The organism is Ramlibacter sp. AN1015 (assembly GCF_037726105.1).
Lineage (GTDB): Bacteria > Pseudomonadota > Gammaproteobacteria > Burkholderiales > Burkholderiaceae_C > Ramlibacter.
In genome coordinates this window covers 171,169-192,008 of record NZ_JBBJUM010000009.1, presented here as the reverse complement: position 1 = coordinate 192,008, position 20,840 = coordinate 171,169, and the positions used below count along the sequence as shown (strand labels likewise).

Annotated in this window: 17 protein-coding genes; 2 read left to right on the top strand and 15 right to left on the bottom strand. The window is 70.3% G+C overall.

Annotated features, from left to right (window positions below):
- The first annotated feature begins 1 nt into the window (after position 1).
- Together WG922_RS15680 and WG922_RS15675 are read left to right on the top strand one after the other, a co-directional pair.
- Positions 2–2,281 carry an acyl-CoA dehydrogenase family protein gene (locus WG922_RS15680; protein WP_340283670.1) on the top strand — a complete coding sequence of 760 codons (2,280 nt, stop codon included), beginning with the start codon at positions 2–4 and terminating at the stop codon, positions 2,279–2,281.
- 29 nt (positions 2,282–2,310) lie between these two features.
- The gene (locus tag WG922_RS15675; RefSeq protein WP_340283669.1) at positions 2,311–3,207 is read left to right on the top strand and encodes a LysR family transcriptional regulator; all 897 of its coding nucleotides are present in this window, start codon (positions 2,311–2,313) and stop codon (positions 3,205–3,207) included.
- A gap of 5 nt (positions 3,208–3,212) precedes the next feature.
- Here WG922_RS15675 and WG922_RS15670 read toward each other — a convergent pair whose 3' ends face one another.
- The 15 genes from WG922_RS15670 to WG922_RS15600 are packed head-to-tail and all read right to left on the bottom strand — an operon-like array spanning position 3,213 to position 20,795.
- Positions 3,213–4,052, bottom strand: coding sequence for an FAS1-like dehydratase domain-containing protein (locus tag WG922_RS15670; RefSeq protein WP_340283668.1), 840 nt, complete (start codon positions 4,050–4,052; stop codon positions 3,213–3,215).
- A 22-nt stretch (positions 4,053–4,074) separates the two neighbouring features.
- Complete coding sequence (locus WG922_RS15665; RefSeq protein ID WP_340283667.1) at positions 4,075–5,208, bottom strand: nitronate monooxygenase; 1,134 nt, start codon at positions 5,206–5,208, stop codon at positions 4,075–4,077.
- Positions 5,209–5,220: 12 nt separating this feature from the next.
- Positions 5,221–6,012 (bottom strand): enoyl-CoA hydratase-related protein, encoded by a 792-nt coding sequence (locus tag WG922_RS15660; protein WP_340283666.1) that lies wholly within the window; start codon positions 6,010–6,012, stop codon positions 5,221–5,223.
- Positions 5,993–6,979, bottom strand: a complete 987-nt coding sequence (locus WG922_RS15655) for an alpha/beta hydrolase (protein ID WP_340283665.1) — start codon at positions 6,977–6,979, stop codon at positions 5,993–5,995. The genes WG922_RS15660 and WG922_RS15655 overlap by 20 nt, the downstream gene beginning before the upstream one ends.
- A gap of 14 nt (positions 6,980–6,993) precedes the next feature.
- A complete protein-coding gene (locus WG922_RS15650) occupies positions 6,994–7,950 on the bottom strand; it encodes a Bug family tripartite tricarboxylate transporter substrate binding protein (RefSeq protein WP_340283664.1) in 957 nt (318 codons plus the stop codon).
- 52 nt (positions 7,951–8,002) lie between these two features.
- Entirely contained in the window at positions 8,003–9,490 is a 1,488-nt protein-coding gene (locus tag WG922_RS15645) for a hypothetical protein (protein WP_340283663.1), read from the bottom strand.
- Entirely contained in the window at positions 9,487–11,616 is a 2,130-nt protein-coding gene (locus WG922_RS15640; RefSeq protein WP_340283662.1) for an acetate--CoA ligase family protein, read from the bottom strand. Before WG922_RS15640 ends, WG922_RS15645 begins: the two co-directional genes overlap by 4 nt.
- Positions 11,613–13,094 carry a flavin-containing monooxygenase gene (locus WG922_RS15635; protein ID WP_340283661.1) on the bottom strand — a complete coding sequence of 494 codons (1,482 nt, stop codon included), beginning with the start codon at positions 13,092–13,094 and terminating at the stop codon, positions 11,613–11,615. Before WG922_RS15635 ends, WG922_RS15640 begins: the two co-directional genes overlap by 4 nt.
- Positions 13,094–15,040 carry a flavin-containing monooxygenase gene (locus WG922_RS15630; protein WP_340283660.1) on the bottom strand — a complete coding sequence of 649 codons (1,947 nt, stop codon included), beginning with the start codon at positions 15,038–15,040 and terminating at the stop codon, positions 13,094–13,096. The genes WG922_RS15635 and WG922_RS15630 overlap by 1 nt, the downstream gene beginning before the upstream one ends.
- Positions 15,037–15,810 (bottom strand): enoyl-CoA hydratase/isomerase family protein, encoded by a 774-nt coding sequence (locus tag WG922_RS15625; protein ID WP_340283659.1) that lies wholly within the window; start codon positions 15,808–15,810, stop codon positions 15,037–15,039. The genes WG922_RS15630 and WG922_RS15625 overlap by 4 nt, the downstream gene beginning before the upstream one ends.
- Positions 15,807–16,997 carry a CaiB/BaiF CoA transferase family protein gene (locus tag WG922_RS15620; RefSeq protein ID WP_340283658.1) on the bottom strand — a complete coding sequence of 397 codons (1,191 nt, stop codon included), beginning with the start codon at positions 16,995–16,997 and terminating at the stop codon, positions 15,807–15,809. Before WG922_RS15620 ends, WG922_RS15625 begins: the two co-directional genes overlap by 4 nt.
- Positions 16,990–18,075 (bottom strand): acyl-CoA dehydrogenase family protein, encoded by a 1,086-nt coding sequence (locus WG922_RS15615; RefSeq protein ID WP_340283657.1) that lies wholly within the window; start codon positions 18,073–18,075, stop codon positions 16,990–16,992. Before WG922_RS15615 ends, WG922_RS15620 begins: the two co-directional genes overlap by 8 nt.
- Positions 18,075–19,220: an acyl-CoA dehydrogenase family protein gene (locus WG922_RS15610; RefSeq protein WP_340283656.1), complete on the bottom strand. Its 1,146-nt coding sequence runs from the start codon at positions 19,218–19,220 to the stop codon at positions 18,075–18,077. Before WG922_RS15610 ends, WG922_RS15615 begins: the two co-directional genes overlap by 1 nt.
- Positions 19,213–19,638, bottom strand: coding sequence for a Zn-ribbon domain-containing OB-fold protein (locus WG922_RS15605; RefSeq protein ID WP_340283655.1), 426 nt, complete (start codon positions 19,636–19,638; stop codon positions 19,213–19,215). The genes WG922_RS15610 and WG922_RS15605 overlap by 8 nt, the downstream gene beginning before the upstream one ends.
- Entirely contained in the window at positions 19,638–20,795 is a 1,158-nt protein-coding gene (locus tag WG922_RS15600) for a thiolase C-terminal domain-containing protein (RefSeq protein ID WP_340283654.1), read from the bottom strand. Before WG922_RS15600 ends, WG922_RS15605 begins: the two co-directional genes overlap by 1 nt.
- Between the last annotated feature and the right edge of the window lie 45 nt (positions 20,796–20,840).

Genomic DNA, 20,840 nt, shown 5'->3' with positions numbered 1-20,840 from the left:
CATGCTGGCCCAGATGAACGCGCGCCACGCGGCGCTTCAGGAGGAAGTCCGGGCGTTCATCCGGGCGCACGCCCACCGCGCACCGCAGGGGCGCTCGCGGCCCCGCCGCGCACCCGACGTGCTGGCGTGGCAGGCGCTGCTGCTGGAGCACGGGTACGCGGGACGCGAAGTCCCGCGCGAATACGGCGGCTTCGGCGCGGCACCGGACGTGCTGTCCCGCTCCATCATCGGCGACGAGTTCGCCCGCGCCGGCGTGCCGGGCGAGCTGGGCGGGCAAGGGCCGGACATGGTGGTGCCGACGCTGCTGGCCATCGGCACCGAAGCGCACAAGCGCGCGTACATCGCGCCGACGCTGCGCGGCGAGTTCATCTGGTGCCAGGGCTTCTCGGAGCCCAATGCCGGCTCGGACCTGGCCTCGCTTCGCACCAGCGCGCGCGAAGACGGCGAACACCTCGTTCTGAACGGCCAGAAGATCTGGACGTCGTCCGCCCACCAGGCCGACTACATGCACTGCCTGGTGCGCACCGGCGGCGGCGAGCGCAAGACCGACGGCCTGACCTACCTGATCGTGAAGATGGATTCGCCCGGCATCGCGGTGCGCCGCATCCCGAGCATGACGGGCAAGGACTACTTCGACGACCGCCCCACCTTCAACGAGGTATTCCTCACCGACGTGCGCGTGCCCCGCGGCAACGTCATCGGCGAGGTCGGCCAGGGCTGGGCCGGCGCCACGCGCACGCTGTCCAGCGAGCGCAGCATGCTTGGCGACGCGGGGCGGCTGGAACGCCGGCTGCACGATATCGGCCTGCTGTTCGCCAAGGAGTTCGCAGGCCGCCGCCCCGACAGCGATCCGGTGCTGCTCGACCGGATGGCGGCGCTGTCCTGCCGCGTCGCGGCCATGCGGGCGCACGCCGACCGCCTGCTCGCGGCGGCGCTGCGTGGCGACGATTGCGGGCTGTCCGCGATGGTGATGAAGCTGCTCGGCTGCGAGTTGAACTACCAGCTGTCGCTGCTGGCCGTCGATGCCATGGCCGACACGGGCCAGCTGTACGAAGACAGCCCGGGGCTGTACGACGAGGGGGTGTGGCCGTTTCGCGCCATGTTCGACCTGGCGCTGGTGATCGGCGGTGGCTCCGCGCAGATCCAGCGCAACATCATCAGCGAGCGCGGCCTCGGCCTGCCGCGCGAGCGCGCCCTCGCCCCCTCACCGCCCGCCGCCATCGCCCGCGAGGGACTCACCGACGACCAGGAAGCCCTGGCGCACGGGCTGGCGCGCATGCTGGAGCAGCGCGCCCCCATCGGCATCACGCGTGCATTCAGCCGCGCGGATCACGCAAGCGCAGACGGGCCGGCCGGCGACTTCCAGGCCTTCGGCGGGCCGGGGCTGCTCGTGCCGGAGCGCTTCGGCGGCAGCGGCCTGTCCACCGTCGAAGCAGCGGTGGTCGCGCACGCGATCGGGCGCGCCTGCACTCCCCTGCCCTACCTGGGAGCGCTGCTGGCGTCGCGCGCCCTGACGATGGCGGGCACCCCCGAACAGCAGGACGCCTGGCTCGCGTCGATCGCCGGCGGAGCCGCCCGCTTCGCCGTGTCGCTGCGGCACGGCCAAGCCATTGCCGCGGCGCCCGATGGTGTGAGCGGCAGGGTGCCGCTCGTCGCGGACGCGCCGGGCTGCAACGTGCTGCTGGTGGCCGACGCGGGCGGGCGCCTGCACCTGGTGCGGCCGCAGCCGGGCCTTGCCTTCCTGGAGCTGGTGACGGTGGACCGCAGCCGCCGCTTCGCCGAGGTGCAGCTCGCGGCCGTCGCCGCGCAGCCGCTGCGCGGGGACGCGCTCCACCTGCCGTCGCTGCTCGCGCTGGAGCGCGTGCTGCTCGCCGCGGAAACCCTGGGCGCCTGCGAGTCCCTGCTTCAGCGCGCCGTGGCCTACGCGGGGCAGCGCCAGCAGTTCGGCCGCCCGATCGGCGCGTTCCAGGCCATCAAGCACCTGTGCGCCGACCACGCGGCCGAATTGGACCTGGCACGTTCCCTCGTGTGGCACGCGGCCGCAGCACATGCGCAGGAGCGTGCCGATGCGCCGCTGCTCGCCGCGAAAGCCAAGGCGCACATGGACGAGGTCGCGCGCGGCGTGGCGCGTGCCGCCATCGAGATCCATGGCGCCATGGGGTTCGCGGACGAATCCGACCTGCATTTCTGGACCAAGCGCGTTGCCCTCAACCGCAGCCTGGGCGGGCCGCCCGAGCAGGCGCGGCGCGAGATCGCCGCCGCGCAGAGCCAGGTGGTGTAAGGTCGCCGCACCCCGGCGCCAGCACTGCCATGCCCAAGAACCATCCCCTGACGTTCAAGCAGATCGAGGCCTTTCGCGCAATCGCGAACCACGGCAGCTTCGCCGCCGCGGCCAAGAAACTGTGGGCGACGCAGCCCGCCATCTCCAAGCGCATCGCCGAAATGGAATCGGCGCTGGGCGTGGAGCTTCTCAGTCGCTCGCATTCGGGCGTGCAGCTCACGCAGCACGGCGCGGAGCTGCTGGAGATGTGCAACGAGATGCTCCTGCTGCGCGAGCGCATGGTGAAGGCGCTGGGCAAGCCCTCCGCATTCAAGGGCGACTTCCGCTTCGGCGTCACCGAACTGGGCGCCCTCACCTTTCTGCCCGTGCTCGTGCCAGAGATCCGGCGCTCGATACCGGAAGCCTCGCTGCACCCGGAGGTCGGCTTGAGCCGCGCCCTGCTGGCCAAGCTGGTGGAAGGCACGCTCGACCTCATCGTGTTGCCGATGCGCCCGGCGGGGCCGAAGATCCGGCAGATGGAGCTGGCGCACGTGAAGTTCGCCTGGATGTGCTCGCCTGAGATGGACATCCCCGCGCGTCTTCCGGTGAGCCAGCTTCCGCGGTACCCGCTGCTAGGCCAGTCGCCCGACTCGGGCCTGCAGCGCACCATCAATGCCTGGCTGAAGGCGAACGGCGTGTCGGCGCCGAAGTTCATGCTGGTGAGCAACAGCGTGAGCGTGCTCAGCAGCCTGAGCGTGGCGGGCCTGGGCCTGAGCTGCCTGCCCGTGGAGCAGTTCAAGCACCACGTCAAGGACAACCGGCTGAAGATCGTGCAGACCGACCCCGCACCGCCCCAGGTGACCTACTACATCGGCTACCGCGACGACGCACTCTCCTCCATCAGCTCGATCGTTGCGAACCTCATCCGCAGCGCCGGCAAGCTCTGAAACGGTCAGCCGAGCGTCACGGTGCCCGTCATGCACGGTGCGGCCCCGCCCTTGCGCAGGTCCAGGCGCACGGCACCTTTGTCGTCCCATGCGGCGGCCAGCAGGTCGTCGGTGTGGTAGGCCGCGCCGAGGTTGCGGAACTCCATGGAGACGATCCGCTTCGTCGGGTCGATCGAGCTTGCCAGGGCGGCTAGCCAGGTCGCCTGGAGTGGCCCGTGCACCACCAGCCCGGCGAAGCCTTCCACGCCCCTCGCATACTCCAGGTCGTAGTGGATGCGGTGGCTGTTGGCCGTGAGCGCGGAATACCGGAACAGCGTGAGCGGGTCGCCCTTGCAGGACCGCACCAGCGCGTGCGCCGGCACCTCGGGCGCCGCCACCGGGGCGGCGGCGTCCGGACGTGCCACGGGCGCGCCTTCCTGCATGTAGACGACGTCCTGCTCCTCCTGCAGCACCACCTCGTCTCCAACGGTGAACGTGCGCAGGATCGTGAGCAGGACCAGCGGGCCGGTGCGACCCTCCTTGTCCTGGATGCGGTGGATGCGGCTCGTGCGCTGCACCGCCTCGCCCACGCGCAGCGGCCGGCGGAATTCCAGCCGGCCGCCGGCGGCCAGCCGCCGCGGCAGGTGCTGGAAGGGCGGCAGGAAGCCTTCCCCCACCGCGCCGCCGTCCGCACGCAGCGCGGCGGGGCGCGCCCAGGTCTTGAACATCATCCAGTGCCACAGCGGCGGCATGCTGCCGTCGGCCGGCAGTGCCACGTCCAGCACCGCCGCCGCATCGGCCAGGAAAGAAGCATCGACCCAGTCGTGCACGGTCTCGCAGCGGCCGAGAAAGTTTTCGTAGTTCATGGGGCCTAGGACGTTAGGGTCTTCATACCGTGTAGCGCTGCCACTGGCTGGACAGACGCTCCATCGCTTCCAGATAGTCGTTCTGCAGATCGACCATCACCGATCGCACGGTGCGCTCCTCGTTGACGTCCCCCACCGCCTGGCCGCAGGGCGTGGTGTAGAAGTCGTCGCGCCCGGCGCGGTCGATGCGCGGCACCGCCATGCGCACCAGCACCTCCTGAAGGGGCGGCTGCAACGGGCGCGGGGCGTCTTCCCGCTCCCACGCTTCCGACCAGCGGCTGCGCAGAAGGCGCACCGGCTTGCCGGTGCGGCTCAGGCTCTGGACAGCGTCCTCGGCTCTGGAGCGAAACAGCACTTCTTTCTGAAATGGCAGCAGGTCGCTCTCGCGGGTGCCCAGCCAGAGCGTGCCGCACCAGACGCCTTCGGCCCCCATGGCGATCATGCCGGCGATCTGGCTGCCGCGGCTGATGCCGCCGGCGGCCAGCACCGAGAGCTTGCCCTGCACCGCATCGATCACCTGCGGCAGCAGCACCAAGGTGCTTATCTGGCCGGTGTGCCCCGCGGCTTCCGTGCCCTGCGCTATGACCAGGTCCAGGTTGGCGTCGCGGTGCCGCGCCGCGTGCTCGGGCTTGCCACACAAGGCGCCGACCAGCTTGCCCAGCGCATGGCAGCGCTCGACGAGCTCCGGCGGGGGCGTGCCCAGCGCGCTCACGATCAGCCGCGCCTTGGGGTGGCGCATCGCCACTTCGAGCAGCTTCATCGCACCGCTGGGAGTGTTGTTGCGCTCGGTCTGCCGCCGATCCTGCGCCACCTGGCGCGCGACATCTTCGGGCAGTGGCGGTATGCCCGCACCGTCCAGCAGGTCTTCGACGAAGCGCAGGTGGGCCGGCGGCACCAGCTCGCGCAGCGGCCCCTCGGACACTTCGGCGTCACGCACGTAGCGTCCGGGGATCAGCACATCGACTCCGTACGGCTTGTCGCCCACGTGGTCGTCGATCCAGCGCAGTTCGGCCTCCAGGCCCTCGCGCGAGAACAGGTGCGCGCCCAGCACCCCGCAGCCGCCCGCGCGGCTGATCTCGACCACCACGTCGCGGCAGTGCGAAAAGCCGAAGATCGGCACCTCGCAGCCCAGCTTTTCGCAAATCGGTGTGCGCACGGCGGGCTCCCTTCAGCGGCCCTGCCAGCGCGGCTCGCGCTTCTCGACAAAGGCGCGCGGGCCTTCGAGGAAATCGGACGTCTTACGGATGCGCTGCATGGCTGCGACGGCCTGCGCGCGCAGTTCGGCTTCGGAGTGCAGGCAGGCGGCGCGCGCCACCGCCAGGGCTTCGCGCACGGCCAGCGGCGCGCCGGCGCCGACCTCCTGCGCAAGCTCCAGCGCGCGGTGCTGCAGCGACTCGAACGGCACCACCTCGTTGACCAGCCCGAAGTGCAGCGCCTGCGCGGCGGTGATCGGCTTGCCGGTGAGGATCATGCGGTTGGCCACCAGCCGCGGCAGCGACCGCGGCAGGCGCCACAGGCCGCCGGCGCCGGCCACGAGCGAGCGCCGGACCTCCGGCATGCCGAAGACCGCGTCATCGACGGCAATCGCGAGTTCGCAGGCCAGCATGATCTCGAGGCCGCCGGCCAGCGCCGGGCCGTTCACCGCCGCGATCCACGGCTTGGCCCGCTTCGCGAAGACGAAACCGGCGAAGCCCGCCTCGGGCGTGCGCACCGACTCGATGTCGCCTCCGGCGATCGCCTTGAGGTCGGCGCCGGCGCTGAAGGCGTGGCGGCCGGCGCCGGTGACGATGGTCACCCACACGTCCGGGTCGGCTTCGGTCTCCTCGACGATCGCGGTGATGCGGCGCACCACCTCGCCGTTGACGGCGTTGCGCGCCTGCGGCCGGTTCAGCGTGACGCGGGCGATGTGCGGGGCGACGCGCTCCAGCAGGACCACGTCTTCATCCTTGGCGGGATCCATCCCTTCCTCCTGTGAGGTGAACTCGAAAGGCATTGCGCAGGCGATCCGCGACGCGCTCGTTGGCGTCGCGCGCGGCGTCCAGGGCATGCGGGTTGGCGAAGAAGCCGTGCACGGTGCCGGCGTACTCGACGTACTCCACCGGCACCCCGCCGGCGCGCAGCCGCTCGACGTACAGCCGGATGTCGTCTATGAGCGGATCGCACTGCGCCGCGACCACGAGCGCCGGCGGCGAGCCGGCGATGCGAGGCGCGAGGACGGGCGAGGCGTGCCAGTCGCCCGCGTCATCGCTCGTGCGCAGGTAGTGGCTGCGGAACCAGCGCATGGCCTGCGCCGACAGCACCCCGTATCCGCTCGCGTACCGGTCGAAGCTTGCGGCCTGCAGCCGGTAATCGACCAGGGGGTACACCAGCACCTGCAGCGCGATGTGCGGGCCTGCGTCATCGCGCGCCCGCAGCGCCGTCACGGTGGCCAGGTTGGCGCCCGCGCTGTCGCCCATCACCGCGATGCGCGATGCATCCAGGCCCAGGTCGGCTGCGTTGTGCGCGACCCAGCGCAACGCCGCCCAAGCGTCTTCCACCGCAACGGGGAAGCGCGCTTCCGGCGCCAAGCGGTAGCCGACGGAGACCAGCGCTGCGTGCGACGCAAGCGCGGTGCGCCTGGCGACGTCGTCGTGGGTGTCGATCGACCCGATGACGTGCCCGCCGCCGTGGAAGTAGACGGTCACCGGTGAAGGCACCGGCGCATCGGCGGGCAGGTACAGCCGCGCCGTGATGGACGCACCGTCGCCCACCGGCACGAGCAGGTCGCGGACATCGCACGCGCCCGCCGGGGCCGGGCGCAGGCGCGCGAGCGCAGCCAGCTCGCTGCGCGCGTCCTGCACGGACAGCGACTCGATCGGCCGCACGCCCATCGCGGCGGCGCGGGCGAGCATGGCGGCGGTCTGGGGTTCGAGTTCGATGCCGGTCATCAATACGCCCAACCTCAAGGCTTGAGGTTGCGCTCCTTGATGATCTGGCGCACCTTCTCGCGAGAGGCGTAAACCATCTCGGTGAAGGCCGCGGGCTCCATCGGCGCGGGCGTCAGGTCCGCGGCGATGCCATTGCGGAACTTCTCGCTGCCCACCAGCGGGATCAGGGACGAAGCCAGCTTGTCCACCACCGGCTTGGGCGTTCCCTTGGGCACCATCAGACCATGGAACCAGCGGTACACCGTGTTGGTCAGGCCCAGTTCCCTGAACGTGGGCACCTCGGGCAACGCACGATTGCGTTCCATCGACGACACCGCCAGCACGCGCATGGTTCCCGAGCGGTGCTGCGGCAGCAAGGTGGCCGTGGTGCCGAAGAACGCCGGCGCGATGTTGGCGATGACGTCGCGCACGGCATCGGCCTCACCCTTGTAGGGGATCATGTTCATCTTTACGTTGGCGTCCGCCATGAACATCTCGGCGGACAGGCGCGTCGAGCTCACGGTGCCGAAGGTGGCGCAGTTGACATCGCCACGCTTGCGCGCTTCGGCGACGAACTCCTCCACGCTCTTGGCAGGGAAATCCTTGTGCACCGCGAGCGCCATGCCGCCGGTATACAGCGGCGACAGCAGCTCGAAGTCTTCCAGCTGGTAGGTGATGTCGGGCAGCACCAGCGGGTTGATCAGCACCGACGAATCGGTGGCCATGCCGATCACGTGGCCCGTCTTCTCGGCCCGCGCAACCATGCCGGCGGCAAGCGAGCCGGCGGCTCCGGCCTTGTTCTGCACCACGATGGTCTGCCCGAGCACGGGCCCGAGCATCTCGGCGATGCGCCGCGCGCCGAGATCGGCGCCGCCGCCGGCGGTGGCCGGCACGATGATCTCGATGGGCTTGGTCGGGAAGCTGCCCTGGGCACGCAGGATCGCGGGGGCCCCGAGGACCGAGAGGCCGGCCAGCACTTGGCGTCGATTCATACTCATAGCTGTCTCCTTGAAAAATGGATAGTCCACCGCTGACAGGTCCGGGCTAGGCTGTCTTCCAGACGTTCAACCCCTCGCCGCTTCGAACCACGACTCCTGCCTGTCGCACCGGCTCGGTGGCGCCGGACGTCAGGATCTGCACCAACTCTGTGTCTGCGTTCCGCCCGAGGCAGAACAGCCGGCGGCCGTCCGGGGCGCGCGCAACCAGCGTCACGCGCTCGGGCCGGCCTTCGCGGTCGTGCATGACCACGTAGGTCTCGATCTGCGCGGGGCCCTCGTAGGCGTCCACGAAAGTGGGGATCGGGCCACGCCTGGCATCCGCCTGCGCCTGCACGTCGAAGCCGCGCGGCAGTCCGTCGTTCGGTGCACGGGAGAGCACGACGGCGTGCGCATTGGTCATGAAACCGCCGTTGGCAAACAGCAGGCCGTGGCGCGATTCGCCGGCACGCAGCGCGTCGGACATCGCGGCCACCGCATGCATCACGTAGTTGCGGATCGGCCCACCCGCGAAGGTGAGGCCACCCGTCACCGACAGGGGCCGGTCCAGCCCGATGCCGGCCACCCGGCGCGCGTACTTCGGAACGCAGGGGAAACAGGAATAGAGGTCCACCAGGTCGCAGTCGTCGGCACCGATTCCGTTGCGCTGCAGCGCGAGCCCGATGGTCGCTTCGAGGCTGGCCGACGAGTGATAGGTGCAGCGCTCGCGGATGTCGTGCGACTCGTCCGCCGCCGCGCCGGCGCCGACGAACACCAGCCTGTCCTCGGCAACACCCAGGCTGCGCGCTGCGGCCAGGCTGGCCACGATGACGGCGGCCCCCTGGTTCACGCTGTTGTTGGCCACCATCAGCGTGGTGTATGGAAAGCCGAGCATGCGGTTGCGCGGCGTGCGCGCCAGGATGTCGGCGGGCTCTAGCGGCTGGCGCAGCCAGGCGTGCGGGTTGGCGGCGGCCACCCTGGAGAAATCGGACCAGATGCGGGCCGACTCCTGCTGCGCCTGCTCCAGCGTCTGCCCCCATGCGGCGCGCATGGCGTTCTCGAACAGGGGATAGATCTCGATGGGCGAGACCAGACCATAGCGGCGCGCCGCGTCGCTGGTGCGCTGGGCGAGCGCACCCTTCATCGTGTCGGGGTTCGTCGTGCTGGCGGCCTCCCGCGCGGCCAGCCGCTTCTCTGTGCGGTAGGCCTCGGCACCGGCGATGGCGCAGACCTGGGCCTGCCCCGCGGCAATGCGATCGGCTGCCCGGCTAAGCAGCAACAGCGGCGAGTTTCCATGGCCCGCGACGAACTGCGGCCGCTGGCGAATGCCGGGAAACTGCTCGGCCAGCGTCTGCGGGATGTGCTCCATCCGCGAGGAGAACAGGCGCACCAGTTCCAGCGTGTCGCAGGCGTCGAGCGCGCGGGTGCCGCTGTCCGCCTCGGCGGCGAGCAGCGCCTCGCGCATGAGTCCGGCCGCATCGGTGGCGGTGGCCAGGTCATCGTCGCGCCGGTTGACCTGGCCGACCCCGACGATGACGGGGATGCGGTCTGCGTTCATCGTGGTTCCTCCTCGGGCGGCTGCGCCCCGATGACGAGCAGCGCGTCCAGCGCCTCGCAGCCATTGCCTTCCACGCGCAACGGGTTGATCTCCAGCGCCTCCAGCCGCGGCCCCAGCGCCAGCGCGAGATCGCCGATGCGGGCGATGGTGCGGGCGAGCGCGGCGATGTCCACCGGCTGCGCGCCTCGACTGCCGCGGAACAAGGCGGCGGCCTTCAGGCCCTGCAGCATCTCGGCCACGTCCTGCGCATCGACGGGCAGCTGGCGCAGCGCCACGTCCTGGAGCGTCTCGACCCAGATGCCGCCCAGGCCCACGACGAGCATCGGCCCCCAGGTGGGATCGCGGCTCACGCCGACGATCAATTCCAGTCCGCGCGGGCGCATGGGCGCGACCAGCACGCCCTCCACCCGCGCCTGCGGCGGCGCGCCGGCCAGCACGCGGGCGTACGCCTCGCGCACCGCGTCGGGGCCGCGCACGTCCAGCGCCACGCCGCCGATTTCGCTCTTGTGTGCGATGTCCGGCGAGCAGATCTTTACCGCGACCGCACCGCCGAGCCGCTGCGCAGCATCCACCGCTTCTTGCGCGGACCCGGCAAGCACCGCCGGCACGACGGGAACGCCGTGCGTGCGCAACAGCTGAAGCACCGTGTGCTCCGAACAAGGCAGCGGAACCTGTACGGAGCCCACGCGTGCCGCCTCGCGCGGACGCTGGCCGCCGCGCTGGAACTGCGACCACCGGAACGCGCGCCCGAGCGCCGCGAGGCCGCGGTCGAGCCCGGCAGCCACCAGCGGCAGCCGGTACTCGGCGGCGATTTCCTGGCCCTCGGGCGTCACATCGCGCTGAACGCAGTTCATCACCAGCACCGGGATGTCGGCAGCTTGCGCCGCGCGCCCCATGTGCATCAGCCCGGCGAGCAGCGACTCGTCCGATTCGGCGCGGCTGGCCGGCAGGTCGCCGAAGCAGACCACGGCGCCGAACGCGCGATCGGCCGCCAGCACGCGCAGCGTGTGCTCGAACAGCGCCCGGTCGGCCGCGGCGGCGCCGGTGATGTCCAGCGGGTTCTGGCAGGTGGCGTAGTCCGGCAGCACCTCGCCGAGCGCCCCGACCGTCGCCGGTGAGAGCTGCGGCAGTGGCAGGCCCGCCTTGGCCGCCGCGTCGGCAGCAATGCCGCAGATGCCACCGGAGTTGGACATCAGCCCCAGCCCGCCCGGGCGCAGCACGCCCGTGCGGGCGATCAGGTCGGCGGTGATGACCAAGTCTTCGAGCGCGTGCACGCGCACCACGCCGTACTGTTCGCACATCGCGTCGAAGGCACGGTCGTCGCCGACCAGCGCGCCCGTGTGCGCCTGCGCCGTGCGCGCAGAGGCCTCGCTGGCGCCGATCTTCAGCACCACCAGCGGCATTCCCGCCGCGCCGGCCTGCCGCGCGACCTGCACGAAGCGTTCGGGGCGGCGCACCGTCTCCAGGTAGAGCGCAATCGCGCGCACGCGGTCGTCGGCGATCAGGTGGGCGACGAAGTCGGTCGCGTCCAGGTCCATCTCGTTGCCGGTAGTGACGAGGTGGCTGAGTGCGACACCCTGGTGCCGCGCGACGTTGGCAAGGTGGTAGGCCACCTGGCCGCTGTGCGAGACAACCGCGATGGTGCCGGGTCGCTGCGGCTTGCGATAAGGAGCCGTCCACAGGGCCACGCCGTCGAGGTAGTTGACCAGCCCCAGGCTGTTGGGGCCGAGCACCGAGACGCCTGCCTCCCGTGCGATGGCGGCGATGCGGTCCTGTTCGAGTCGGCCAGACTCGCCGAGCTCGGCGAAGCCAGAGGAGAGGATCACGGCATGCCGTCCACCGGCGGCGGCCAGGTCCTCGATGGCGGCCGCTACGGCATCGGTCGGCACCATGACCACGCCGACATCGACAGGCGCGCCGATCTGGGCGCAGCTGACCGCACAGGGCCGGCCATGCGCCACCGCGCCGCGGCGGTTGACCAGGTGCAGCGTGCCGGAAAAGCCCGGCGGGCTCAGGTTGGCGAACGCGACTTGCGACCAGCGCGATCTGTCGCTCGCGCCGATGACCGCGACCGAGCGCGGCGCGAGCAGCGACGTGAGATCGCGCGGGGCGTGCAGCCTGCTCATGCCGTAGCCTCCCGCAGCGCCGCGGGCGCACGCTTGATCTCGAAGTCGGCCAGGTCGGGCCGCCAGGTGCGACGGAAGTAGGTGAGCGTGGAATACGGCAGGTTGTTGGTGATGCGCCCCGCGGCGGTCTTGTACCAGCTGCCGCACTGGTCGGCCCAAACAAAGCGCTTGCTGCGCTCCTGCGTCTGCGCGTCGAAGCGCGCCATGACCTCGGGACTGAGATCGGCCTCGAGGAAGCGACCGTGGTGGACGTGGCCGATCATGTCGGCGATGTAGCGCGCCTGTGCCTCGATGAGGAAGATGATCGAGTTGTGGGCGTTGGTGTTCGGCCCGTACATCATGAAGAAGTTGGGAAAGCCCGGAACCGCAATGCCCCAGTAGGCGCTGGCGCCGTCCACCCAGCGTTGATCGAGCCGCTCTGCGCCCCGCCCGGTCACCGCCATCGGCGCGAGAAAACGGGTGGACTCGAAGCCGGTGGCGAAGATGATGGTATCGACGGGGTGGCGCACACCCTCCGGCGTGACGATGGCATTCGGCTCGATGCGGCCGACGCCGCCCGTCTCCAGGTGCACGTTCTCGCGCTGCAGCGTGGGATACCAGTCGTTGGACTTCAGCACCCGCTTGCACGACGGGGCATGGTCGGGCCGCAGCTTCTCGCGCAGCACGGGGTCGGCCACCGAACTGTCGATGAAGGCATTGCACTGGGCGCGGAAGGCGGCGGCCTGCTCGGTGCCCAGCTGGATGCGGGCATAGGTGCGCTCGAAGGTCCAGTAGGTGCGCCAGCGGATGTATCGGGCGATCAGGGGGAAGCGTGCGAAGCGGCGCTTCTCGCGCGGCTCGAAGGGCCGGTCGGCCTTGGGCACGATCCAGGTGGGCGAGCGCTGGAACACGGTGAGCGACTTCACGCGCGGCGCGATCGCCGGCGCGATCTGGATCGCGCTCGCGCCGCTGCCCACTAGGGCGACGTTGGCGCCGTCGATGGGCGCCTCCTTGTCGAAGCGCGCCGAGTGGAAGGCGCGGCCGGCGAAGTTGTCCAGGCCGGGGATTGCCGGAAGCTTGGGGCGGCTGAGCTGCCCCACGGCCGAGACGAAGACGCGGGCGAGCAGCGAACCGGCCTCTGTCTGCACGCGCCACAGGCTGCGCTCGGCGTCCCAGGTGGCGCTGACGACTTCGGTGTTCAGGCGCACGTGCTCGCGCACGCCGAATCGCCGTGCGCAGTCCTCGATGTAGCGCCGGATCTCCTCGCGCGGCGAGAAGACGCGGCTCCAGTCGTGCTTGGGCGCGAACGAGTAGGAGTACAGCAGCGACGGCACGTCGCATGCAGCGCCGGGGTAGTCGTTGTCGTGCCAGCAACCGCCCAGGCCCGCGTTCTTCTCGAGGATCACGAACGAGCGGATGCCCGCCTGCACCAGTCGGATGCCCAGGCACACGCCGGAGAAGCCGGCGCCCACGATGATGGCGTCGAGCGGCGGCTGCATCAGCGCGGCTCCCCGCCGCCGTGCCGCCGGTCGAACACGAAGTCGGCTTCACGCGGCGCGCGGGCCATCGTCCAGTAGTCCACGATGCGCCAGGGCGAGTTGGTGGTCACCCGGCCCAAGCGGTTCTTGTACCAGTTGTTCACGCCGGCATGGGTCCACACCATGGCTTCGTGCGCAGCATCGACGCGCTGGTTGTAGTCGTCGTGCACCTGCTGGCGGCATTCCATGGCACGGCTTGCGGTGTCGGCCAGCAACTGCAGGCAACCCAGGATATAGCGCACCTGGATCTCGAGATGAAAGATCACGCTGCCACCGTGCCCGAGGTTGGTGTTGGGCCCGTACAGCAGGAAGAAGTTGGGAAAGCCCGGCACCGTCATCCCCAGGTAGGCGCGCGGGTTCTCCTCGCCCCACAGCTCGCGCAAGCTCGTGCCGTGGCGCCCCTGGATGTCCATGGGATAGAGCATGCGACTCGCCTGGAAACCGGTGGCGAAGACGATGACGTCGACCGGGTGACGCGAACCCGAACGCGTTACCACCGCGTCGCCGTCGATGCGATCGACCGGATCGGTGACCAGCTCGACGTTCGGGCGGCGCAGCATCTCGAACCACTTGTTATCCAGCAAGGGCCGCTTGCCGAATGGCGGGTAGTCGGGGAGCACCTTGCCGAGCAGTTCGCGGTCGTCGCCGGCGCAGGAGCGCATATGGCCCTCCCAATCCTTGCGCAAATCGGCGTTCAGCGGCGAGATGGACCGGCTGTCACTCCAGCCCGGCGCCTTCTGCAGCGCCTGGTGCAGCGCATCGCTGTTGGCCCAGAACAGCTGGAAGCGATACCAGGTGGCGTAGAACGGCAGCGCCGACAGCACCCACTGCTTGCCCGGGCCGACCTCCTCGTGGTAGCGCGGGCGGGTGCGAATCCAGTTGGGCGAGCGCTGGAAGATCGTCAGCCGCTCCACCTGCGGCGCGATGGTGGGCGCCACCTGCATGCCGCTGGCGCCGGTGCCCACCATGGCGACTCGCTTGCCCGCGACCTGCACGCCCTCGTGCCAGGTGCCTGTGTGCACCGCCGTGCCCTCGAAGCCTTCCAGCCCCGGGATCTGCGGGATGGACGGACGATTGAGTTGCCCCACCGCCGAAATCACGGCGTTGGCGCGGCGCTCCTGCAGGCGGCCGTCCTTGCCGCGCAGGGTGACGTGCCACACGGCCTCGCCGTCCGCGTACTTCGCCGAGACCACTTCGGTGTCGAACGTGATGCGCTCGTACAGGTTGTAGCGGCGCGCGCAGTCCTGGAAGTACTTCAGCAGTTCCGGCTGGCGAACGAAGAATCGGGACCAGGAGTGGTTCTGTTCGAACGAGTACGAATAGAGGTGGTTGGGCGCGTCCACGCCCGCGCCGGGATAGCGGTTTTCGAACCAGGTGCCGCCGACGTCGGGGTTCTTCTCGACGATCTCGAACGCGATACCGGCGCGCGCAAGGTGCATGGCCGCACACAGGCCGGCCGCGCCGACGCCGATGATCAGGATGCGGAAGTCCTCGCCCAGGCGTTGCGCGAGGGTGTGCGCGCCGGCCAGGCCCGGGGCAGTCTCGAAACCGAGGTCCTCGCGAATCATCGGCACGTACTCGGGCGGCACTTCCTGGCCGACGCATACGCTCATCATTTGGCCGAACATGGCGGCGTCGAGCTCGGGCGCCGGGCCGCGGGCGTCGTACAGGGCCTGCACCAGCAGCTCGTGCAGCCGCCCTGTGGTGGTCGCGTCCGGGCTCGCGCCCGGGCGCACGGCGGCGGCGAACTCGTCCAGATACCGGGCCTCGCCGGTCAGTTGCACCAGCACCATCAGCACGATGGACAGGTCCGCTTCGCGCAGCGCGGCACGCAGCCGATCCTCGTCCCGCGGCCGCAGCGGCAGGGGAAGCAGCGGCGCCGCGGCTTTGCCGTTCCGATCGGTCACGACTTGCGCTCCTTCACGAACGCCCGCACCGCCTGCTTGTGCTCCTCGCTCGCCGTGGCCACCGCGTAGTGGGAGGAGATCAGGTCGAGATTGGTGCGCAGGTCGTTGCGCACGCCCTGCAAAATGGCCCGCTTGATCATCCGCATGGGCACGCTGGGCGCCCGCGCCATCCGCTGCGCGATGCGTTCCACCTCGGGCATGAGCGTGTCGTCGGGGAACACCTTGTTCACCAGGCCGATGCGCAAGGCCTCGGCCGAATCGATGAACTCTCCGGTCAGGAACATCTCCAGCGCGCGCGCCGTGCCCACCACCCTGGGCAGGAAGTGCGCGCCCCCGGCGCCCGGAACCAGGCCGACGCGGAGGTAGGTCTCGGCCATGCGTGCACCCTGCGCCGCATAGCGGATGTCGCACATCAGTGCGAGGTCGAGCCCGGCACCGGTCGCGGCGCCGTTGATCGCGGCCAGCACGGGCTTGTCGAGGTCTTCCAGCGCGAGCGGGATGCGCTGGATCTTGTCGAAGAGTTCGTCCTTGCGCTGCGCGGGCGACTGCTCCAGGCGGTCCTGCATCTCCACGATGTCGCCGCCGCTGCAGAAAGCCTCGCCGGCGCCGGTGACGACGACGACCTTGACATCCGAGCGCTCGCGGCATTCACGCAGCGCCGCCGTCCACTGCTCGATCATCTCGAAGGTGAAGGCGTTCATGCGCTCGGGCCGGTTCAGGCGGATGCGCGCCACGCCGGCATCGACGCTGAATTCCAGGTGTGCGGTCATTTGGCGACTCCTGCGGGCGCGGGGTCGAGGCAGCCGAGTTCGTCCAGCAGCTCCTGCGTGTGCTCACCCAGCCGCGGCGCGTGGCGCACGACGCGGAACGGCGAGGACGCGAAGCTGATGGGGCTGCGCAGCACACGGTAGGCGCCCTGGGACGGGTGCTCGGCGGTCTCGAACAGCTTGACTGCCTTCACATGCTCGTCATGCGGGAGCTCGCTCATGGACAGCACCGGCATGCACGGGATGCTCACGCCGTCGCAGAAATCCACCCACTCCCTGGTGGTCTTGCGCAGGGCTTCCTCTTCGACCACGGAGTACAACTCATCGATGTGCTGCACCCGGCTCGTGAGGTCGGCGAAGCGCGCGTCGCCGATCAGGGCGGTGCGTTCGGTGAAGCGGAAGAAGTCGTTCCAGTTGCGGTCGGAGTACGGCAGGATGCAGGCGTACGAGTCCTTGGTGCGGTAGGGCTTGCGGCGCGGCGACAGCACGCGGTGGAAGCCCGGCTCGCCCAGCGGCGGAACGAACGCCGAGCCCCCCATGTGCTCGATCATCGCGAACTCGATCGTGGTCTCGAACATCGGCACCTCGATCTCCTCGCCGCGGCCGGTGCGCTCGCGCTGGAACAGCGCCGCGATCACGGCGTACGCCGCCACCTGGCCGGTGAGCTTGTCGCACAGCACGGTGGGCATGTAGGCCGGCTCGGAGCGCGAGGCGAGTGCGAGCGACGCCAGGCCCGAGCCGGCCTGGATCAGGTCGTCGTACGCCGCCTTGTCGCCGTAGGGGCCGGCCGCGCCGAAGCCGAACGCGCCGCAATAGACGATCGTCGGGTTGATCTCGCGCACGCGCTCATAGCCATAGCCCAGACGCTGTATGGCCTTGGGGCGCAGCGAGTGGATGAAGACGTCGGCCGTGGCGATCAGCTTGCCGAGTGCCTCGTTGCCCTCGGGCTGCTTGAGGTCGAGCACCACGCTGCGCTTGTTGCGGTTGAGGTGCAGGAAGCTGCCCGCCATGCCCTCGTTGCGCAGCGGCCGGTAGTTGCGGAACGAGTCGCCTTCGGGCGCCTCGACCTTGATCACGTCGGCACCCATGTCCGCGAGGATGTGGGTCGCGAACGGACCCATGATCACGCTCGTGAGGTCGATGACCCGCACCCCCGCCAGCGGCCCCTGCCCGGCCTTGCGGTCAACCATGCCTGTTCTCCCTGTTGTCCGGCGGGAAACCCGCCACCACCGTTTGCCATAGCGACGCCCCGCCGGCTGCGCAGATGCTGCGGCCGATCCGCTCCTGCCAGAGCGTTTCGTTGCCGTACTCGTCCCGCCAGGCCCAGAGCCTGCGGGTGACCTTCTGAAGTTCGTGCTCGCGCGTGAAGCCCATGGCGCCCAGCACCTGGTGGCAGGTGGCCGCGAGGATTCCGGCCGCCTCGCCCACGCGGCTCTTGGCCACAGCAGACGCGAAGCCGAACGACGCGCTGCCATAGGCTTCGGCGGCAGCGTCTGCCGCCGCGGTGGCCGCGGCCAGGTGGCCTGCCGCCACCGCGAGCTGCTGCTGCACCGCCTGGAAGCGCCCGATGGGCTGGCCGAACTGCTTGCGCTCCTGCGCATGGCCGACCGCGTGCGCCAGCGCCCGCTGCATCGCGCCCACCATCTGCTGCGCCCGCAGGAAGGCGCCAGCCACTTGCAGCGATTCGATGCCGTCATCGCCGATCTGCGGCGCCGCCGACCGGTGCACGAGAACGCCGGTCCAGCTCAGCGTGTCGCGCGGCTCGCCCGCCAGGTTGCCACCGGGCTCCACCCGTGCCTGCGCCACGGGCAACGGCGCCAGGTGCAGCCGACCGTTGCACAGCACCGGCACCAGCACATGGGCTGCAAAGCGGCCGTACGGCACGGCGCGGGCGCGGGCCGCCACACGCAGCTCCCCGCGCGCCTCGTCGGCATGGCCGGCCTCGCAACTCCAGCTGAGCGCGCCTTCGAGCGCCTGCCCGCCGGCTGCGGCGTGCAGGCCCAGGGCCATCATGGTTTCGGCCAGGGGCACCGGCAGGGCCAGGCGGGCAGCCGCGCGCACCAGGCCCATCGCCTGCGCGGGGGTGACGCCGTAGCCGCCATGCTCCTCGGGCAGCAGCGCGTTCTGGAAACCGGCGCTGGCGATCTCGGCCCACAGGCCCTCGGCCATTCCGTCGGCGTCGTGTGCCGGTGCGCCGGCAGCGAACTGCGCGCACAGGCGGCCGAGCTGGTCGGCCAGGATCGGGCCCATGTCGGTCGTCGTGTCCATCAGCGCAGTCCCAGCCCGCGCGCGATGACGCCGCGCATGATCTCGCGGGTGCCGCCGCGCAGCGTGAACGAAGGCGCGGACAGCAGCACGTCGGCATAGCTCTCGGCGCAGGCGTCGCCTTCGGTGGCGGTGTCCAGCGGCAGCACGGTGCGCAGCACCTCGGGCACCTCGCGCTCGAAATTGGTGCCCATCTCCTTGACCAGTGCGGCCTCCTGGCTGGGGTCGGTGCCGCCCGCGAGCTGGGCAGCAATGGACGCGGACATGCGCCGCAGCGGCAGCAGGTGCGCCACGAGGCGGCCGATCGCCACCGCCTGGTGCCGGTCGGGCTCGGGCCCGATGGCCGAGATGCCTTCGACCAGCAGGCGGTAGTCGGACAGGAAGCGGTCCGGGCCGGAGCGTTCCAGCGTGAGCTCGGACGTGACCATGGCCCAGCCTTCGCCTTCGCGGCCTACGAGCATCTCGTCGGGCACGAACACGTCGTCGAAAAAGATCTGGTTGAACTCGTGACGGCCGGCCATGTCGAGGATGGGCCGCATGGTGATGCCGGGAGACTTCAGCTCGACGATGAACTGGCTCAGGCCGCGCTGCCGGTCTTCGGGCGCGCCGCTGGTGCGCACCAGCGTGAGCATGTAGTGCGCAAGGTGGCCGTTGGTCGTCCAGATCTTGCTGCCGTTGATCGCCCAGCCGCCCTCGCGCCGCGTGGCCCGCGTGCGCACGCCGGCGAGGTCGGAGCCGGTGTCGGGCTCGCTCATGCCGATGGCGAAATAGCATTCGCCGGCCGCGATGCGCGGCAGGATCGCCTTGCGGGCTGCGTCGCTGCCGTGCCGCAGGATCAGCGGACCAGACTGGCGGTCGGCGATCCAGTGCGCGCCGCAGGGGGCGCCGGCCGCGAGCATTTCCTCGGTGACGGCGAAGCGCACCAGCGGCGAGTGCGCATGGCCGCCCCATTCCTTGGGCCAGGTCATGGCCACGAAGCCCTGCTGCGCCGCGCGCCTGCTGAACGCGGGGTCGTACGTGGTCCAGGAGCACTTGTGCGGCACGAACCGGCCGGCATCGCGCTCGGCCTCCAGGAACGCGCGGGCCCGCAGCCGCTCGCGGTCTGCCTCCGGCGGGAAGGCCAGCGCCGGGAAGGCGAACTCACGCATCGGCCGCCTCGCGCACCAGGACCGGCAACGTGAGCCGCTCGTTGACTGTGCGGTACTCGATGCGCACCGCGTCGCCGATCTTCAGCGGCTGGTGGGACGCGCTTTCGAGCTGCAGGTTCACGCGGACGTCGCCGTCGATATCGGCAATCACCATGAGGTACGGCACGCGATCCTTGAAGGCGGGCAGAAAGGCGTGGTGGCACACCGTCCAGCTGTGCACGGTGCCGCGCCCTTCGACGCTCACCCATTCGGTGTCAAACGAATGGCAGCGGTCGCACAGCGGCCGCGGGTAGTGGCGGCGCTTGCCGCAGCCACGGCACTTCTGCACCAGGAAGCGGCCGTCGCGCAGCCCGTCCCAGTACGGCTGGGTGTCGGGGCCCGCATCGGGCTCGGGAACGAGATAGTTGCTCGCGGACATCAGCCCCTCCGCATGATGGCGACGGAGCCGTCGCACATGTCGCCGAAGCCGGTCACGAGGCCGAGCTCGGCGCCCTGCACCTGCGCGCGGCCGGCCTCGCCGCGCAGCTGGCGCACGAGCTCGACGATGTGGTTCATGCCGCCCACGTGCGCCTGCGACAGCAGGCCGCCGTGCGTGTTGACCGGCAGGCGCCCGCCCAGTGCGATGCCGCCGTCCTGCACGAATGCACCGCCCTCGCCGGCCGCGCAGAAACCGAGCTCCTCGAGCTGGCGCAGGACGATGAAGGTGAAGCAGTCGTAGATTTCGGCCACATCGATGTCGGCGGGCTGGACGCCGGCCATGTGGAAGGCCTTGCGCGCCGCCTTGTGCGTGCCGAAGGCCAGCAGGTCGGCGCGCTGGCTCACCGCGCTGGGGCTCTCGGGATGGCCTTCACCCACGCCGGAGATGAAGACGGGGCGCTTGGGCATGTCCTTGGCATGGTCGGCGGCGCTGACCACCACGCAGGCGGCGCCGTCGCTCTCCAGGCTGCAGTCGAACAGCCGCAGCGGGTCGGAGATCATGCGGGCGGCCTGGTGCTCTTCCAGGGTCAGCGGCTCCGTCATGACGGCGTTGTCGTTCAGCAGCGCGTGGCGGCGCATGGTGACGGCGATCTCGCCAAGCTGGCGGCTGGTGGTGCCATACAGCTCCATGTGGCGCCGCGCGATCGGCGCATAGAACTGCACGGGCGCGACGGCGCCGGTGGGCACTTCGAACTCGCCGACAACGCGGAACTGCGGCATGGCGGCGATGCGGCTGGTGATGCGAGTGCCCGAGTAGCCGTTGCGCCCCAGCGAGAGCAGCACGTGCCGGCACACACCCGAGGCGATGACGGCCGCCGCGCACTGCAGGCTGGCCGTGGCGCTGGCTCCGCCCAGCGGCGTGAGGGCGGAGAAGCTGAGGTCGGGAATGCCGAAGTTGGTGATGAAGTCTTCGGCGACCAGCGGGCCGATGGCGAACGGGATCAGCCCGTCGATGTCGGTCGGCTTCAGCCCGGCGTCGGCAATGGCGGCCAGCGCGGCCTCCAGCTGCAGCGAGATCGGGGTCTTGCCGGAGCCGGGTGCGCGCACGTAGCGGGTCTCTCCCACCCCGGATACAACGGCCTTGTCTCTCAGATTCATCTCGCTTCGTCGCCCAAAGGAGCCATTAGTCAGGCCCATGCTAGC

Bases quoted from the DNA above. Each gene is read 5' to 3' on its own strand.
- WG922_RS15680 (WP_340283670.1), top strand. From the start codon at position 2: ATGCTGGCCCAGATGAACGCGCGCCACGCGGCGCTTCAGGAGGAAGTC.
- WG922_RS15675 (WP_340283669.1), top strand. From the start codon at position 2,311: ATGCCCAAGAACCATCCCCTGACGTTCAAGCAGATCGAGGCCTTTCGC.
- WG922_RS15670 (WP_340283668.1), bottom strand. From the start codon at position 4,052: ATGAACTACGAAAACTTTCTCGGCCGCTGCGAGACCGTGCACGACTGG.
- WG922_RS15660 (WP_340283666.1), bottom strand. From the start codon at position 6,012: ATGGATCCCGCCAAGGATGAAGACGTGGTCCTGCTGGAGCGCGTCGCC.
- WG922_RS15655 (WP_340283665.1), bottom strand. From the start codon at position 6,979: ATGACCGGCATCGAACTCGAACCCCAGACCGCCGCCATGCTCGCCCGC.
- WG922_RS15650 (WP_340283664.1), bottom strand. From the start codon at position 7,950: ATGAATCGACGCCAAGTGCTGGCCGGCCTCTCGGTCCTCGGGGCCCCC.
- WG922_RS15645 (WP_340283663.1), bottom strand. From the start codon at position 9,490: ATGAACGCAGACCGCATCCCCGTCATCGTCGGGGTCGGCCAGGTCAAC.
- WG922_RS15640 (WP_340283662.1), bottom strand. From the start codon at position 11,616: ATGAGCAGGCTGCACGCCCCGCGCGATCTCACGTCGCTGCTCGCGCCG.
- WG922_RS15635 (WP_340283661.1), bottom strand. From the start codon at position 13,094: ATGCAGCCGCCGCTCGACGCCATCATCGTGGGCGCCGGCTTCTCCGGC.
- WG922_RS15625 (WP_340283659.1), bottom strand. From the start codon at position 15,810: ATGACCGCACACCTGGAATTCAGCGTCGATGCCGGCGTGGCGCGCATC.
- WG922_RS15620 (WP_340283658.1), bottom strand. From the start codon at position 16,997: ATGGTTGACCGCAAGGCCGGGCAGGGGCCGCTGGCGGGGGTGCGGGTC.
- WG922_RS15615 (WP_340283657.1), bottom strand. From the start codon at position 18,075: ATGGACACGACGACCGACATGGGCCCGATCCTGGCCGACCAGCTCGGC.
- WG922_RS15610 (WP_340283656.1), bottom strand. From the start codon at position 19,220: ATGCGTGAGTTCGCCTTCCCGGCGCTGGCCTTCCCGCCGGAGGCAGAC.
- WG922_RS15605 (WP_340283655.1), bottom strand. From the start codon at position 19,638: ATGTCCGCGAGCAACTATCTCGTTCCCGAGCCCGATGCGGGCCCCGAC.
- WG922_RS15600 (WP_340283654.1), bottom strand. From the start codon at position 20,795: ATGAATCTGAGAGACAAGGCCGTTGTATCCGGGGTGGGAGAGACCCGC.